The sequence below is a fragment of the Leeuwenhoekiella sp. W20_SRS_FM14 genome (assembly GCF_052119605.1).
Classification (GTDB): Bacteria; Bacteroidota; Bacteroidia; order Flavobacteriales; family Flavobacteriaceae; genus Leeuwenhoekiella.
In genome coordinates this window covers 275,480-291,469 of sequence record NZ_JBGQOK010000002.1, presented here as the reverse complement: position 1 = coordinate 291,469, position 15,990 = coordinate 275,480, and the positions used below count along the sequence as shown (strand labels likewise).

Here is a 15,990-nt window from a genome sequence, read left to right as displayed (position 1 = left end):
ACTCTATTACAACAACCTCAATTTTAAGGTCGATCTTTGTTAGTTTATCGCTGCAAAAGCGTCATACTTTTAAGACCTTTGCAACAGTAAAAAAGACGTAAATTTTTTGCTTTATAAAGCAAATTAAATCAGATCCATCGCGCGATCAACTTTAAAATAAACTACTTTGAACGATAACAACGTACTAAAAGCTATAGAAGAGGTGTTAGCTAATATGCCGGGAGACTGGTTAAAATTAACTACGCACAGACTTGATATTTATAACGAAGAACGGGCCAAAAGTCACTTTATAGAAGAATTTGAAAACCTGCTGAATTCTGGTGTGATCAGTACTGCAAATCTAAGCCAATTACCTACCGCATACGACTATATTAGACTGGGGCATCCGTTATCTAGCATTCTTGAATGGAGTGTTGCTAAGATGAATACACTTAAAGCGGAATGTGTTATTAGTTTTTCTTCTCTAACAATGCCTGTTTTAGCCATTTTAAGAACCAATGCGCTGACTAATAAAAAAACGAGAATTGCCTACACCGGTAATTTACCCGAACATTTTAATACCGAAAGTCTAAAACAGGTTTACGGCTACGATTTTGAACTCATACAAGTTGAGAATCCTGCTGCATTACCTCATTTTGAAGGAAGCACTATTTTTATTTCTGATAACATAAATCTTGCTGAAACACATATTCATAAGTCTATTGATTTCTTAGTAAGTCTTCACGATAAACTGGGAAGTATTCTGTTGATTAACGGAGCGGAAAATGCAGATTATGTAGCTCCCATACAGCACGTACGAAGAAGAGAATCTATAGCGATGACGCCAGCAGACAGTCTTAAAATGCTACAACTATTAACCGGGAAACCCATAGCTGATTCTGCTGCAGGTGATTATAATAAAAATAAAACCAAAGTCGTAAGCACTATACAGCAAATTACGGCGACTCAGGCTAAAGTGCTTTTGGGTTCGTCGGGTTTATCGGTTCAATATGCGATAATGATGGGGCTTATTGACAATGCGCTGGAAAAGCATCCCGGTAAGGCTATAAAAATTATCGTTCCGCCTAATTGCTATGGGGGTACAAACGATCAGGCTAGACGCGTGGCAGCAAGTGTTGATCGGGTAGAAATACTAGATCTTCCTGTTGATGGGGACAACGATATGGTTAAAAGTACAAATCAGGTTTTAGATCAGGTTGCCCGCGAAGATGCCGTGCCTTATATCATTGCTGAAATTCCTACTAATCCGCGAGTTGAGGTTCCTGATCTTGATAAGCTGCGAGAAGCCTTAAGTAAAAAACGTAAAACGCCTCAAGGAACTGAAGCGATTCATCCTGTTTTTATTTTAGATCAAACCTTTTGTCCTAATGTTCAGTTTTTAAGTGAGGAAGGAATACTTGCAGATGTAAAAACCATATCCTACGTAAGCGGATCTAAATTTCCCAGTGGTGGAAAGTGTACTGCAGGATATTGCGTGGCCAATAAAAAAGCGGAATACCTACTCGAAAAAATAGAAAAACACTTTAAAATTTGCGATAACGAGGCTACAGCACTTCAGGTTGAAATTCTTGCAGAACAGTTGCCTTCTATGAATGCTCGTATTGCAGAAGCTTATAAAAACACGCGTGAATTTGTGAATTTTATAAAAGAAACCTTACCAGCTGCTAAAATTAATTTTGTTTCCGAAGAACTGGCGCAACAAGGCTTTACCCCCTCTGTTTTTTCACTTGATCTCCCCACAAAAGGAGACTCCGCAGAAGAAAAAGAGACTTACAAGAGAGCATTAAATCTTAAACTCATTAATATGATGATCACGGCTATTCCAGAAGAGAGTAAATATTGTGTGAGTTATGGTCAATTAAAAGGATGTTACTGGACGATACCTGCAACCTCAACACAGGGAACGACTAAAGAAGGTGATAAAGATTATATTGTACGGGTATCTTTATCGCCCAACTTAAATCTAGAGCTACATAAAAAGGTGTTTAAAAAGTTTGTGGAAGAGCTAAATTAAAACAAACAGTCTCATCATATTTTAAAGTCTAATGTCAATTAAATGCTAAAAAATTTAGTTTCAGCTATAGTTTCGTAAATTCGGTAAACGGTTAAGAAATCTAAAATTTATTCTGAAGTTTTCAGAATCTAGTGCTATTCAATGACTCACGAATTTAAAAAAATTGTAGAAAATGCTTTTGCGTATTATACCAAAGGCATTTCCTGCGTTCTGGCGACTGTAGTTCACCTCAAAGGTTCGTCTTACCGCAAACCCGGCGTTAGCATGTTAATCGCTCAAGATGGCACTATGACTGGTGCGGTAAGTGGTGGTTGTGTAGAAAAAGAAGTCTTATTTCAAGCTGCTTCAGTTTTTGAAAATCATCAACCTAAGATGATGACTTATGATGGTCGTTACCGTTTAGGCTGTGAAGGCATTTTATATATTCTTATTGAACCCTTTGTGGTAAACGAGACGATTTTTAAAAGTCTCGCTTCAGAATTTGAGAGGCGCACACCCTTCAAAATTGCATCACAATATTCCTTAGATATTGAAAATCCCATACCTGGTTTGGGTTCTGAAATTCTATTGAGTAACGGAGATAAAATTAAGACCTATTCAGAACCGGAAAACTTTAAACCTGAAAATGAAGAAGCACTACTCTTTTTTCAGCAAGAATTGAGCGCGTTATTTCAGTTATTCCTTTTTGGTGCAGAACACGACGCGGTACAACTTGGTCAATTAGCAAGCCTAATGGGCTGGGAAGTCACTGTGATTGCTTCGGTTAAAGATCAGAAAGCTTTACAACACTTTCCGGGCGTTACAAACCTACTACATATTAGTCCTGAAGAAAGTCAAACCTTGTCTATTGATGAGAATTCGGCGGTTGTTTTGATGAATCACAATTATGCTACAGACCTTAATTTCCTTTTACACATTCTGGAAAAAAATCCGGTTTACATCGGCTCGTTAGGTTCTGTAAAACGTCGTGAAAAACTGTTCAATGATTTAATCGAATTTCGCCCTGATAAAGCCGATTTGTTTATTGATAAAATTTACGGTCCGGCAGGTCTTGACATTGGAGCCATTACACCACAAGAAATAGCAAATTCTATAATTTCTGAAATTACCGCTGTCGTGCGAAAGAAAGAAATAAAATCGCTGCGAGACATTCCCGGAAGTATCCACGCATAGTCCATTAAGCATTAAAATAAGATTTATGGCTACCACAAAAAGAGCGCGTTATAAAAAGAAACGTTACGTATTACCGCTTACGCTACTCATACTACTTATAGCGTTTAGACTGTATTTACCCACTCTGGTTAAAAATTCTATCAATAAAGCTTTAGCAGATATTCCTGGTTATTACGGGCAGGTTGATGACGTGGATATTGCACTGTACAGGGGCGCCTATGTGCTTAACAAACTTTATTTAAATAAAGTAGATGCCGGAACTCAGGTTCCTTTTTTAAATTTTCCGAAGACTGATATTTCTATAGAATGGAAATCTATAATCAAAGGTAAAATTGTTGCTGAAATTACCATGAACAGCCCCGAAATTATCTATGTTTTTGAAGATCAAAAAACAACTCCTGAAGGTGGAACTGCAGATGTTGATGACTGGACAAAAGCGATCACCGAAATTGTTCCTTTAGAAATCAACCATTTTGAAGTGCATAATGGTAAACTGGCTTTTGTACAATTAACTGCAGATCCTAATGTAGACCTTGCTATTGAAAAGCTCGAACTTACCGCAGACAACCTGCGTAATGTGGTTGAAAAAGAACGTGTGCTCCCCTCTCCTATTAGCGCCACAGGTATTTCTTTTGGAGGTGGAAACGTGAAACTTGACGGAAACATCAATATCATAAAAGAAGTTCCTGATATGGATCTTGAATTTTCGCTTCAGAAAGCAAACGCTACTGCACTAAATGATTTTACAAATTATTACGCCGGAATCGATTTTGAAAGCGGTACGGTAGAATTGTATAGCGAACTTGCCATAGCAGACGGCTATCTAAAAGGCTATATTAAGCCGTTACTTATAGACACTAAACTTATAGGTAAGGAAGATGGTTTTTTAGAAACCCTGTGGGAAGGCTTTGTAGGCTTTTTTAAATTTGCTTTCAAAAATCAACGTACAGATACTTTAGCTACCGAAATCCCTCTTGAAGGTGATTTAAACAATGTAGAAGCAGGTGTCTGGCCTACTATAGGCGGAATTTTTAAAAATGCCTGGATACGCGCATTTAAAGGAGAAACTGACGATAAAATCGAATTTAAAGATGCTTTTAAAGACGATGAAGACCTAACTTCTAAAGAAAAACGAGCTGCCCGAAAAGAAGAACGTAAACAAAAACGGGAAGAACGCAGAGCGGAAAAAGACAGGGATACTTTGTAGCTTTTAACTTTACGACAATCAATTCACTAATAAAACTAGTAGTTACCAGTTCATTTTTTGTAAACGTATCGCATTCAGTATTGCTAAGAATGCAACGCCTACATCTGCAAAAACAGCTTCCCACATTGTAGCAAGACCACCCGCGCCCAGCACCATAACTACGGCTTTTACTCCAAAAGCCAGGGCAATATTTTGCCAAACAATGCTACGGGTAGAATGTCCTATCTTAATCGCTTTTGCAATTTTTGAAGGTTGGTCTGTTTGTATAATCACATCTGCCGTTTCTACAGCAACATCACTTCCTAATCCTCCCATTGCGATACCTACATCACTTACCGCAAGCACCGGAGCATCATTGATACCATCACCTGTAAATGCCACATAAACACCCGGCTGCTTTTTAAGTGTTTCTACTTCATTCAATTTGTCTTCAGGTAATAAACTTCCTTTTGCCCAATCTAGTTTAAGTTCGTTAGCCACTTGTTGAGTTATAGAATCTTTATCGCCAGAAAGCATAATGATTTTTGAAATGCCTGCTTTACGAAGATCAGCAATTGCTTTGTGCGCATCTTCTTTTAATGCGTCTGCTATAACTACATAACCTGCAAAATTTCCGGCTATAGCAACGTAGACTAAAGACTCAACAATTGTTTCAGTTTCTTTGGGTACGATTATGTTGTGCGCATCCATTAGTGCTTTATTACCTGCTAAAACCGTTTTATTATTTACCGTTCCTGATAAACCTTTACCGGCAATTTCTGCTATTGAGGTCGCTTCAAATTCTGAAGTTTCACGCTTATAGGCTAAAAGTGCCTTTGCAATGGGGTGAGTTGATTTTTCTTCTAGTGCCAGCAGATATTCCATAAATTCTGCTTCACTAAAATCTGTATGGTTTACAATTTGTTTTATTTTAAAAACTCCCTGTGTTACCGTTCCCGTTTTATCAATAACTATCGTATTAATTTTAGTCATGGTATCTAGAAAGGAAGCGCCTTTAAATAATATTCCGTTGCGGGATGCAGCTCCTAAACCTCCAAAATAGCCCAGCGGAATAGAAATCACTAAAGCGCAAGGGCACGAAATTACCAGAAAGATTAATGCTCTGTATAACCAATCTCTAAACACATAGTTTTCAACAATAAAATACGGAAACAAGGTTAATCCTATCGCCAGAAAAACTACAATTGGCGTATAAATACGGGCAAATTTTCTAATAAATAATTCTGTTTTTGATTTTCTGGAAGTTGCATTTTGAACCAGATCTAGAATACGCGCTACCGAACTGTCTTTAAATACTGCGGTAGCTTCTAGTTCAGTTACCTGCTCCAAATTAATGCTTCCGGCAAAAACCTTATCTCCTTTTCGTACCGAAGCAGGCGTACTCTCTCCTGTTAGTGCAGCAGTATTAAGCGTTGCTTTTTCCGAAGTTAAAATTCCATCTAAAGGAATTTTCTCCCCCACACGTACCTGTAGCTTTTCACCTATTGCTACAGCATCAGGATCTACTGAAATAAACTGAGCATTGCGATATACCAATGCCTCATTAGGACGCACATCTAATAATGCTTTAATATTTTTCTTAGCATTACTCACCGCGGTATGTTGAAACTCTTCACCTACCGCATAAAAAACCATTACAGCCACCCCTTCTGGATATTCTCCCAGAATAAAAGCTCCTATTGTTGCAATGGTCATTAAGAGAAATTCGGTAAAAAAATCTCCATTTTTGATACTATTCCATCCTTCTAGGGCTACAGGTAACCCTACCGGAACGTAAGCTACTAGATACCAGACAAGCCGCACCCATCCGCTAAAAAAACCAACTTCAAAAAAATCTAATGCAATGCCGGTTACCAGAAGTATAAAACTGAAAATACCCGGTAAATAGGATTTAAATCCACTATTTACAGAATGATTATGTCCTGATTCATTAGGGTTATCTTGTTCTGAATGCTCGTCGCCTGTACTGCAGCAATCTTTAACTTTGTTTGGAGTTCTATTTAGAGTTTTCATAGTTGCAAGGTCTCACTATAATCAATGCAACAGAAGTGCATTTACAGCGAATTGCATTTATCACACACTCCTTTTATAACCAAGTTGGCGTCTTCGGCCTTATATCCTGCTGGTAAGTTGATATGGGGTATTTTATGCTCTGTAAGGCATACGGTATCGTCACAAATGGTACAGTGAAAGTGTAAATGTAAATCACGATCGAGTTCGCAATTACAGTTGGGTTCACACAATGCATATTTAGTAATACCCGTACCATCCTGAATTTGATGTACAATACCTTTTTCTTCAAAAGTTTTAAGTGTTCTAAATAAAGTAGTACGTTCTGCTGTACCAAAGGTGTGTTCAATATCTGCCAGAGCAAGCGCCTTATTTGCACTATTTAATAATTTATAAACCAAAATACGCATAGCCGTAGGTCGAATGTGCTTTGCCTGTAAATTTTCTTCAACACGTATGGTATTCAGCATAACTCTGTTCTAAAGCGTTTATAAATTCTCCACAAAATTAACCAAGCGTTTACGAATAGCTCGATTATAGCAATAAAAAAAGCCCTTTCGGGCTTTTTAATGAGTATCTATTTTATGGTAAAGGCTTTATGGATTGAATGATTCCTATTGCTGAAGAATTATCAGGATTTTCGGTTGCAGTATAGGCTACTTTAAAAACTTTACCTTCTAAATTTCCATTAATAAGATCATAATTTTTTACAGTCTCCTGATTAGAAACTTCTAATACAACTGCCTGATAATTTTCATCAGAAAAGAAATAATAATTTCCTTCGTAACCGTCAAAAACGAGTTGGTCCTGAACAAGTTCTGCAGATGATTCATTTATAGTAGTCCCACTAAAGGAAATTAAAAATATACTGAATAGGGTTATAAGCGTTTTCATAATCTTTTAATTAGTTCATCTAAATTACAAGACCATTCTCATAGTATTAAATTCATTACAAATACTTTAATAGCATCTATTAATTATTTCCCAAGTTTTAATGCAAATTCTTAGATTTTAAGATTTTTATTAGATTTAATTAAAAGGAGACCTTGTTTGCAAACCTAATTATTCACACAAATTATCATTTAATAAGTGATTTCAATTTAAAAGCGATCAGTTAAGTTTTTGTACTTGTTAAAATTTAAATTCTTTAATTAAATAAATGATTTTCTAAGTATTATCTCAATTTTTAAGAAAACTTCCTATAATTAGTGTATATAAATACACTTAATCGTTTATTTCTGTAACGTATCTAATTGTCAACTAACCGTATCCTAAATGACAAATTATATCTTTAGATTTGATAGATCGTGTAAGATAAAAATGATATGTGAGTAGGAATATTACCCCTATTTAATAAAATTTCACAAAGTTCATTTTAAAATTATACGCCCCTTTACCCCTCTTTAAATAACTTAAAATAATCTGAAATTATATCGATTTAAAATCTCGATACCATTTTTAAATCTTATTAATATGAACCTAATATATGAGGGCACAAACACTTTGGTTAAAAGCGCGGTAAATAGAGCAGATTTAATACTGCGCAGTCCGTTTTTCCAACAAGAATTACTTAATAATTTAAATCAAAAAGATGCTGTAAAGTTTCAGAATATTATTGATAATATGAATAATTCTGCCTCAGACAACGTGCAGATTACCACTTTCTGGAATCCTTTTAAAAAGATATGTATTATCGAACCTAAAAATATGGTAATATGCTTAAATACAGCAATTCTAAAGAAATCTAGAAGTCAAATTCTGCAAGAAATTATTAAAAATTATTCAAAACTCTACATCAATAATTCTGCCTCTCAGCTCGATTTAAAAGAGAAGCAATTTTTAGATCGAAGAATCAAAATGATCACTCAGGCTTACGCCTAAAAAAAATAAAAAAATTTTTAATTAATTTGTTTGGCGTATTAAGATTTAGATTACATTCGCACGCATTTTAAACGCAATAAATTTATAATTATGAAACGCATTTTATTAGCTGGTTTCGCATTGAGTCTAATGATTACAGTTGCATCTTGCAGAGAAGCATCTGAAGAGAAGACAGAAGAGGTAATGGAAGAAACTTCTATGGAAGAAGTTGCTCCTGAAGCTCCTGTTCAAGAAGTTGAAGTTGAAGAAGTTGTTACTGACACTCTTCAAGTTGAAACTCCTGCTGCTGAGTAATTCAAAAAACTACAAAGATCCAAACAAAAGCCCTGCAATTGCAGGGCTTTTGTAGTTTATAGGGTTATGTGATTGTCTGATCAAAGCTTATATTTAAGGGCAATCGCATCTACACAATTAATACCGTCTATAGCGGCAGACATAATACCACCGGCATAACCGGCTCCTTCTCCACAAGGGTAAAGTCCGTGAATTTCTACGTGTTCTAAAGTTTCATTATTTCTGGGTATAGATATCGGCGATGAAGTTCTGCTTTCCGGAGCATGTAATACGGCATCTTTAGATAAATAGCCCGGCATTTTTTTACCGAAATTTACAAATGCTTTCTTCAGCCTACTGGCTATTAAATGCGGTAGAACTTTATTAAGGTCTGCACTTACAATTCCGGGTTGATACGAAGTTTTAGGGAAATCTTTAGATTTAATTCCTTTTACAAAATCGGTCATACGTTGTGCCGGCACTTGCTGCGTTTTTCCCCCTGCAACCCAACAAATACGTTCTACTTCCTTCTGAAAATTAAGACAAACAAAAGGATCATCTGGAGTGTAATTGGGTAAATCTTTTGGCTCTACACTAACCACTATCCCTGAATTTGCATAAGGATTGTTGCGTTTGCTAGGACTCCAACCGTTAGTAACTACCTCTTCTTGCTCAGTAGCACACGGAGCTATAATCCCACCGGGGCACATACAAAACGAGTACACACCCATTCCATCTATTTGTGCCACCAGACTGTAAGCAGCCGGCGGGAGATAAGGATTATTAATTTCCCCATGGTATTGAATATAATTAATCACTTCTTGCTGGTGCTCTATTCTCACACCCAGTGCAAAAGGTTTAGCCTCAAGCTTTACCTTTTTATCGTGAAGCATATAAAAAATATCTCTGGCAGAATGACCTGTTGCCAATATCACTTCTGTAAACTCATACTTCTGGGTTTTGTTAATAACAATACCTTTTATTCTGTTTTCTTCGATCTTTAAATCGGTAAGCTTTGAATCAAAATGAACCTCACCACCGGCTTCGATTATAGCTTCACGCATTGCAGTAATAAGTTTAGGTAATTTATTTGTACCTATATGCGGGTGCGCATCTACCAAAATATCTTCATCTGCACCAAAATGAACCAGCCATTCTAAAGCCTTTAATACATTGCCGCGTTTTTTTGATCGTGTATAAAGCTTTCCGTCAGAATAAGTACCCGCACCCCCTTCTCCAAAACAATAATTAGACTCAGGATTTACAATTTGTTCTTTATTTATTTTAGCAAGATCGCGTCTGCGTTCTCGTACTTCTTTACCGCGTTCAAAAACGAGAGGTTTTAAACCTGCTTCTATAGCACGCAAAGCCGCATATAAACCTGCAGGACCTGCGCCAATTATCGCTATTGCAGGGCAACTACTTACATCTTGAGAATTAAATTTGTTAAGAGGCTCGCGCTGCTCTTCAGTTTTCCAGATTTCTATCTGAAGTTGCATTTTAACCGGCTTTTTACGGGCGTCTATTGATCGCTTGCGTATACGCCAATCTCTAATCTGGTTTGGGTTAATATTTGCTTTTTTTGAAGCAGACCTCAAAATAAGATCTGTATTTTCTAATTCTTCCGGAAGAATATTTAAAGAAATAAGTGTGCTCATACCTTGCAAATATAGTCAATGCTTCGGTGGAAGAAAGTGCTATAATATCGTTAAATCGCATACAGTATAATTATAAATTACAGAATTTAGCCCAACAACCAAATAACCTATCTATGCGCAGTAAATTTTTAATTTTGCTTTTATTCTCGATAACACTTCACTCTCAAAACAAACCGTCTCCTTACGAAATAAGCTGGGCAAAAGATGCTACCTGGCTGGGTGCAGGTCTGGCAGGTACCGCGGGAGGGTTTTTAATAATTCAGAATAAAGACGATATCTCTGAAGAGACTATTTTAAATCTTGATAAAAATAATGTTCCTTCATTCGATAGATGGTCTGCCGGAAATTATGATGATGATTTAAACAAAATAAGTGATATTCCCTTCTATACTTCTTTTGCTGTACCATTTGCAGTACTCTTTACGGGCGATCAAAATAACCATATAGGTCAGTTAAGTGTAATGTATCTGGAGTCTTTATCTACAACAGCAGCCTTATTTACACTATCTGCAGGCTTAACAGACCGTATTCGGCCACGTGCTTACAATGAAGATTTAGACCTTGATCAACGTATGAAATCAACCAATACCAGAAGTTTCTACTCGGGTCACGTAGCTGCTTCTGCTACAGCAACTTTTTTTGCGGCTAAAGTATTAACCGACTTCAATCCTGATATGAAAAACAAATGGCTGGTCTGGACGGGAGCTGCAATTATACCGGCAACTGTAGGTGTATTGCGCGTAGAGGCCGGTAATCACTTTTTAAGCGATGTATTATTAGGCTACGCTATGGGTGCGGCTTCAGGTATCCTAATCCCAGAATTACATAAGAAAAAATATGAAAACCTCTCATTCACACCGGTTTTAGATTCGCGTTTTCAGGGAGTTTATCTCAGTTATTCATTTTAATTAGAAACTTAAATCAAAAAAAAGGCTCCAATCTAACTTTAGATTGGAGCCTTTTTTTAAATCTTAAACACAGTTTAATTCATTTTGTAAACCCGCACATAATCTATAATAATTTCTTGCGGAAAAACAGAATCATCAACTTTAGGACCGCCAAAGTTTCCGCCTATGGCGAGATTAATTATAAAATAAAACGGCTGATCAAAAGGCCAAACCTCTTTAGTTTTATCTTCCGGGTTGTAAATAAACACAGATTTGTCATCTACAAAAAATTCTATCTGCTGTGGAGACCACTCTGCCGCATATGTATGATATCCTTCTTCTATATTTTCAATCTTTGTTTTTTTACTAAATGCTGAATCACCGTGACCTGCTGGTACATGAAGTGTTGTATACACCATATCCTGCTCTTTGCCTACATATTCTAAAATATCTATTTCACCACTCGAGGGCCATCCTGCCTGATCAATATTTGATCCTAGCATCCAGAATGCCGGCCATAAACCTTCACCAGGAGCTAATTTTGCACGGGCTTCCATACGGCCATATTTAAACTCGTGCTTCCCTTTTGTTGTAATACGCGTAGATGTATAGACGTCTCCATCTTTACGGGCTGTAATAATCAATTTACCATCTTCTAATCTATGATTATCCTGGGTATATATCTGGCGTTCGCTATTTCCCCAACCACACAGATTAGGACAACCATCACCCAATTCAAAATTCCAGGCCGATGTATCTAGTCGGTCACCGTTAAACTCGTCTGACCAGATTAATTGTGTCTGTTTTTGAACTTTACAACTTACTAGTAAAAGAATAAGTACAGCGGCACTTAGCGTATGTTTTATCATTGTTTATATGTAAAAAACACCTGCGTCTAGGGAAACGTAGGTGTTTAGATTTAGTCATTATGTTTAATACAATTACTCATAGGTAAACTTTACCGTTTGTAAATCAACAGAATTTGTACCTATCATAATCTCAAATTCTCCAGGTTCTGCTTCCCATTTCGCATTCGCGGAATAAAATTCTAAGGTTTTTGAGTCAATCTTAAAAGTCACTGTTTTTGTTTCTCCTGCTTCAAATTGAATCTGCTTAAAATCGCGTAATTCTTTTACAGGTCTGGTACGACTGGCAACAAGATCTCTAATGTATAATTGTACCGTTTCTTTACCGGCTACAGTTCCGGTATTTGTTATAGCTACCGAAACATTAAGCAAACCCTCACCAGAAAAGGTGTTAGCATCAAGGCTCACATTACCATACTCAAATGTAGAATAGCTTAAACCAAAACCAAAAGGAAACAAAGCTTCTCTTGAAGAATCCTGATACCCGGAGTAGGTTACCATATCACTTGATGGTCTTCCTGTATTCTTTTGATTATAATACAACGGCTCCTGCCCTACATTTCTAGGAAATGAAACAGGTAATTTACCAGATGGATTATATGCTCCAAAAAGTACATCTGCGATTGCATTTCCGGCTTCTGAACCTAAAAACCAGGTTTCTAAAATTGCAGGAACCTGCTCATTAGGTCTACTTATATCTAAAGGACGACCATTCATTAGGACCAAAACTATATTGCTGTTAACCTCAGCAACCACGTCTATTAATTCTTGTTGTACACCTCTCAACTTTATGGCGGTCTGGCTGCGCCCTTCTCCAGATTGAAATGCATCTTCACCTACTACAAGAACAACCACTTCAGATTTTTTAGCAGCTTCTACAGCTTCAGCAAAACCAGATGTATCTGTTTCATTTATAGTTAATGGCATTAGGAAACTACGTTCTCCCATACCTAAAGAAGCACCTTTAGCGTAATTAATTTTGACCTTATTACCCACAGCATTTTTAATTCCTTCTAAAACAGAAACAGCAGAATTTTTAACTGCCTGGGCACGCCAATTTCCTAAAGGAGTATCTTTATCATCTGCTAGCGGACCAATTACAGCTATACTTTTCAACGATTTTTTAAGTGGAAGTATTCCCTTTTCATTCTTCAAAAGCACAATAGATTTACGAGCGATATCCCGAGAAGCTTCTAGATTTTCTTTTGAAAGCAAAATCTCTTTCTCACGCTTTTCATCACTGTACTTATACGGATTTTCAAAAAGACCCAGCGCAAACTTTACGCGTAGAATACGACGCACTGCATCATTAAGCAACTCTTCATCAATTTGATTATCTGCAACTAAAGGTTCTAAAGCCATCTCATAAACACGGCCTTCCATATCCATATCGCTACCAGCCACAACAGCAAGTTTCCCTGCCTGCAATTTGTCTTTCGCAAACCCATGCGGTATTAATTCTGCGATAGATCCCCAGTCTGAAACCATAAATCCTTTATAATCCCAGTCTCCTTTTAATATGTCTCGCTGCAAATGTGTAGAAGCTGTGGCCGGTATACCATCTATCTCATTAAAACTATTCATAAATGTAGCTACACCTGCTTCAGAGGCTGCCTTAAAAGGTAATAAAATCGCATTTTGCAGTTCAGATTCTCCAACATTAACTGTATTATAATCTCTACCCGCTTCGGCAAATCCATATCCTGCAAAGTGTTTTGCACACGCAGCAATTGTATTTACAGCATTTAAATCTTCACCTTGAAAACCATTAATACGCGCAACGCCTATGACACTATTTAAATACGGATCTTCCCCGGCACCTTCCATAATACGGCCCCAGCGTGCATCGCGAGAAACATCTATCATAGGAGCAAACGTCCAGTGTACACCTGCAGCAGCTGTTTCTTCAGCAGCAATTTGCGCACTTAATTTTAAAGCTTCTAAATCCCAGCTTGCACTCTCCCCTAGAGGGACCGGAAACATAGTTTTATACCCGTGAATCACATCGTAACCAAAAATCAAAGGGATTTTTAAACGAGAATTTTGCATGACTACTTCCTGTGCCTCTCGTGTAGCTTTTGCAGTAAGTACATTAAGCATAGATCCTACTTCCCCATTCTTTAATCTCTCAAGTTTAGTTTTAGAATCAATATCTGAAGGAATTCCTGTAACATCAAAGCTTCCGTTGTACTGGGTCATTTGACCCACTTTTTCCTTAACCGTCATTAAGCTAATTATAGAATCTATTTTTTGCTCAGTAACAGGATCTAAATTATTTATCCCCTGTACTTGCGCCACTGCATTTAGCATAGGCGCAAGCATTAAAATATACAGGGTTAGAATGAGTTGATTTTTCATTTATAAGGCTCTAATCACGTTGATAGACGCGTACATAATCAACCTGCATACTTGACTGAGTAAAGGCAGGATCTACGTCTCCGCCCAGATTTCCACCCATCGCGACATTTAAGATCATAAAGAAATCTTTGTCAAACGGTTTTTGACTATCATTTTCAAATAAATGATATAACTCATCATCTACATAAAAACGAATTTGGGTTTCGGTCCATTCTGCTGCATATACGTGAAAGGTACCCGCAACATCGTTTACAGTAGTACTTTGAGATATTCCATTAGCTCCAGAATTTCCCGGAAAATGCAAGGTAGACAATACTTCATTTTGGTTGCGCCCTACATGCTCCATTATATCAATCTCACCAGTTCCCGGCCAGGGATTGGTTTGATAATCTGCTCCCAACATCCAGATTGCCGGCCATGTACCTACTCCTTCAGGTAGCTTTGCGCGAACCTCAACACGACCAAATGTAAATTCTTGTAAACCTTCAGATTTTAAACGAGCAGAAGTAAACTCCTGTCCCATAAAGTTTTCGCGTTTAGCTGTAATATTTAAAACTCCATCAGCAACACTAACATTATCTGCGCGATCTGTATAATATTGAAGTTCATTATTTCCCCATCCTACCTGACCATTACCTATGTCATAAGTCCAGTTTAAAGGATTAGGAGCTCCATCAACATCAAATTCGTCTGACCACAATAGATTAGGAAATGTATCTGTTTCTGCAACAGGACCAGTGGCTCCACGTACGGGTTTTTGAGAGGTTAAGATAACATACCAGGCCAAACCCTGATCATTACCCTGTACTGCTCTTAAAACCATTCTGTTTTCGGTAAGAGACATAATCTCATATTCATTAGTACCTATATAGTAACCTACAAAACCATTATCCCCAAGTGTCATTACAGTACCGCGTTTACGCTCTGCAGCAACTACAGACTCAGATGGGGCCAATGTAACAGCATTTTCTCCGGTAGTATCAAATTCGTAACAACTGTCATCTGGAGATTGCCCACCTACAACACTGGCGTATGTTCTGTTAAAGAAAGATGCACCTTTATTATCGTACACGTAGGTTAAATTTTCACCATTAGATGTACTAAAGATAAACTCATCATCGTATGCACAGGATGCTGACGGAATATCTGCCAATGCAAAAGGTTCTGTAAATGAAAAGAATGCCCAGAAATAATTCTGATTAGGATCATTATTATTAGGACCTACACCCAGATGATTGGGAACATCTGCAGCCCAATACCAGGTTTTGGATCCCCCGCCGGTTAATAACTCAATAGCATCGGGATCTGAGAAATCACTTTCTACCGAAACTTCTACGAGTTTAGAACTACTCACACCTGCCTGACCGTAAGCCAAAACAGTAACCTGATAGCTATTTAAACCGGTTTTTGTAAAACGCTTGGTGTAAACTCCAGCGGGAGCAACTACCGTAGAGCCGTCAGGAAAAGAGAATCTATACGTTACAGCATTATCTGCTGTAGCGGTGAAGGTTACATTGCCCGAGCCGTCTGTGGTTATATCTGTGGTTACCTCCAGGTTTTGAGGAACCAGAACCTGCTCTAATGTGGATTCATCATCCTGGCAGCTTAATACAGTAAATAGTACTAAGCAGTAGGATACGATTTGAATTATCTTTTTCATAAT

At 37.4% G+C, this 15,990-nt stretch carries 13 protein-coding genes; 6 read left to right on the top strand and 7 right to left on the bottom strand.

Annotation, left to right across the window (positions count from 1 at the left end; genetic code table 11):
* Positions 1 to 166: 166 nt before the first annotated feature.
* The 3 genes from ACEN25_RS04825 (at position 167) to ACEN25_RS04815 (ending at position 4,394) form a co-directional block, all read left to right on the top strand.
* Positions 167 to 2,014, top strand: coding sequence for a PLP-dependent transferase (locus tag ACEN25_RS04825; RefSeq protein ID WP_441801910.1), 1,848 nt, complete (start codon positions 167 to 169; stop codon positions 2,012 to 2,014).
* Positions 2,015 to 2,155: 141 nt separating this feature from the next.
* Positions 2,156 to 3,187 (top strand): XdhC family protein, encoded by a 1,032-nt coding sequence (locus tag ACEN25_RS04820; RefSeq protein WP_441801909.1) that lies wholly within the window; start codon positions 2,156 to 2,158, stop codon positions 3,185 to 3,187.
* Between the two features lie 25 nt (positions 3,188 to 3,212).
* Entirely contained in the window at positions 3,213 to 4,394 is a 1,182-nt protein-coding gene (locus ACEN25_RS04815) for a DUF748 domain-containing protein (protein ID WP_441801908.1), read from the top strand.
* Between the two features lie 42 nt (positions 4,395 to 4,436).
* On the opposite strand, the gene ACEN25_RS04810 is transcribed toward ACEN25_RS04815, so the two are convergent.
* The 3 genes from ACEN25_RS04810 to ACEN25_RS04800 all read right to left on the bottom strand — a co-directional run bounded on the left by ACEN25_RS04810 (position 4,437) and on the right by ACEN25_RS04800 (position 7,298).
* Positions 4,437 to 6,407, bottom strand: coding sequence for a heavy metal translocating P-type ATPase (locus ACEN25_RS04810; protein ID WP_441801907.1), 1,971 nt, complete (start codon positions 6,405 to 6,407; stop codon positions 4,437 to 4,439).
* Between the two features lie 41 nt (positions 6,408 to 6,448).
* The gene (locus ACEN25_RS04805; RefSeq protein ID WP_441801906.1) at positions 6,449 to 6,874 is read right to left on the bottom strand and encodes a Fur family transcriptional regulator; all 426 of its coding nucleotides are present in this window, start codon (positions 6,872 to 6,874) and stop codon (positions 6,449 to 6,451) included.
* Between the two features lie 112 nt (positions 6,875 to 6,986).
* The gene (locus ACEN25_RS04800; RefSeq protein WP_441801905.1) at positions 6,987 to 7,298 is read right to left on the bottom strand and encodes a hypothetical protein; all 312 of its coding nucleotides are present in this window, start codon (positions 7,296 to 7,298) and stop codon (positions 6,987 to 6,989) included.
* Positions 7,299 to 7,877: 579 nt separating this feature from the next.
* Between ACEN25_RS04800 and ACEN25_RS04795 the strand changes: the two genes are divergently transcribed.
* Positions 7,878 to 8,285: a hypothetical protein gene (locus ACEN25_RS04795; protein ID WP_441801904.1), complete on the top strand. Its 408-nt coding sequence runs from the start codon at positions 7,878 to 7,880 to the stop codon at positions 8,283 to 8,285.
* A gap of 129 nt (positions 8,286 to 8,414) precedes the next feature.
* The gene (locus ACEN25_RS04790) at positions 8,415 to 8,579 is read left to right on the top strand and encodes a hypothetical protein (protein ID WP_441801903.1); all 165 of its coding nucleotides are present in this window, start codon (positions 8,415 to 8,417) and stop codon (positions 8,577 to 8,579) included.
* An 80-nt stretch (positions 8,580 to 8,659) separates the two neighbouring features.
* On the opposite strand, the gene ACEN25_RS04785 is transcribed toward ACEN25_RS04790, so the two are convergent.
* Positions 8,660 to 10,216, bottom strand: a complete 1,557-nt coding sequence (locus tag ACEN25_RS04785) for an NAD(P)/FAD-dependent oxidoreductase (protein ID WP_441801902.1) — start codon at positions 10,214 to 10,216, stop codon at positions 8,660 to 8,662.
* Between the two features lie 113 nt (positions 10,217 to 10,329).
* Here ACEN25_RS04785 and ACEN25_RS04780 point away from each other — a divergent pair, with 113 nt between their 5' ends.
* The gene (locus ACEN25_RS04780) at positions 10,330 to 11,124 is read left to right on the top strand and encodes a phosphatase PAP2 family protein (protein ID WP_441801901.1); all 795 of its coding nucleotides are present in this window, start codon (positions 10,330 to 10,332) and stop codon (positions 11,122 to 11,124) included.
* A 74-nt stretch (positions 11,125 to 11,198) separates the two neighbouring features.
* Here ACEN25_RS04780 and ACEN25_RS04775 read toward each other — a convergent pair whose 3' ends face one another.
* The 3 genes from ACEN25_RS04775 to ACEN25_RS04765 form a co-directional block, all read right to left on the bottom strand.
* On the bottom strand, positions 11,199 to 11,972 hold the full coding sequence (locus ACEN25_RS04775; protein WP_441801900.1) for a glycoside hydrolase family 16 protein: 774 nt from the start codon (positions 11,970 to 11,972) through the stop codon (positions 11,199 to 11,201).
* A gap of 72 nt (positions 11,973 to 12,044) precedes the next feature.
* The gene (gene bglX, locus ACEN25_RS04770) at positions 12,045 to 14,327 is read right to left on the bottom strand and encodes a beta-glucosidase BglX (protein ID WP_441801899.1); all 2,283 of its coding nucleotides are present in this window, start codon (positions 14,325 to 14,327) and stop codon (positions 12,045 to 12,047) included.
* 10 nt (positions 14,328 to 14,337) lie between these two features.
* Complete coding sequence (locus ACEN25_RS04765) at positions 14,338 to 15,987, bottom strand: family 16 glycosylhydrolase (RefSeq protein WP_441801898.1); 1,650 nt, start codon at positions 15,985 to 15,987, stop codon at positions 14,338 to 14,340.
* Positions 15,988 to 15,990: the final 3 nt, after the last annotated feature.

Bases quoted from the DNA above. Each gene is read 5' to 3' on its own strand.
- ACEN25_RS04820 (WP_441801909.1), top strand. From the start codon at position 2,156: ATGACTCACGAATTTAAAAAAATTGTAGAAAATGCTTTTGCGTATTAT.
- ACEN25_RS04795 (WP_441801904.1), top strand. From the start codon at position 7,878: ATGAACCTAATATATGAGGGCACAAACACTTTGGTTAAAAGCGCGGTA.
- ACEN25_RS04810 (WP_441801907.1), bottom strand. From the start codon at position 6,407: ATGAAAACTCTAAATAGAACTCCAAACAAAGTTAAAGATTGCTGCAGT.
- bglX (WP_441801899.1), bottom strand. From the start codon at position 14,327: ATGAAAAATCAACTCATTCTAACCCTGTATATTTTAATGCTTGCGCCT.
- ACEN25_RS04800 (WP_441801905.1), bottom strand. From the start codon at position 7,298: ATGAAAACGCTTATAACCCTATTCAGTATATTTTTAATTTCCTTTAGT.
- ACEN25_RS04780 (WP_441801901.1), top strand. From the start codon at position 10,330: ATGCGCAGTAAATTTTTAATTTTGCTTTTATTCTCGATAACACTTCAC.
- ACEN25_RS04775 (WP_441801900.1), bottom strand. From the start codon at position 11,972: ATGATAAAACATACGCTAAGTGCCGCTGTACTTATTCTTTTACTAGTA.
- ACEN25_RS04765 (WP_441801898.1), bottom strand. From the start codon at position 15,987: ATGAAAAAGATAATTCAAATCGTATCCTACTGCTTAGTACTATTTACT.
- ACEN25_RS04785 (WP_441801902.1), bottom strand. From the start codon at position 10,216: ATGAGCACACTTATTTCTTTAAATATTCTTCCGGAAGAATTAGAAAAT.
- ACEN25_RS04805 (WP_441801906.1), bottom strand. From the start codon at position 6,874: ATGCTGAATACCATACGTGTTGAAGAAAATTTACAGGCAAAGCACATT.
- ACEN25_RS04790 (WP_441801903.1), top strand. From the start codon at position 8,415: ATGATTACAGTTGCATCTTGCAGAGAAGCATCTGAAGAGAAGACAGAA.
- ACEN25_RS04815 (WP_441801908.1), top strand. From the start codon at position 3,213: ATGGCTACCACAAAAAGAGCGCGTTATAAAAAGAAACGTTACGTATTA.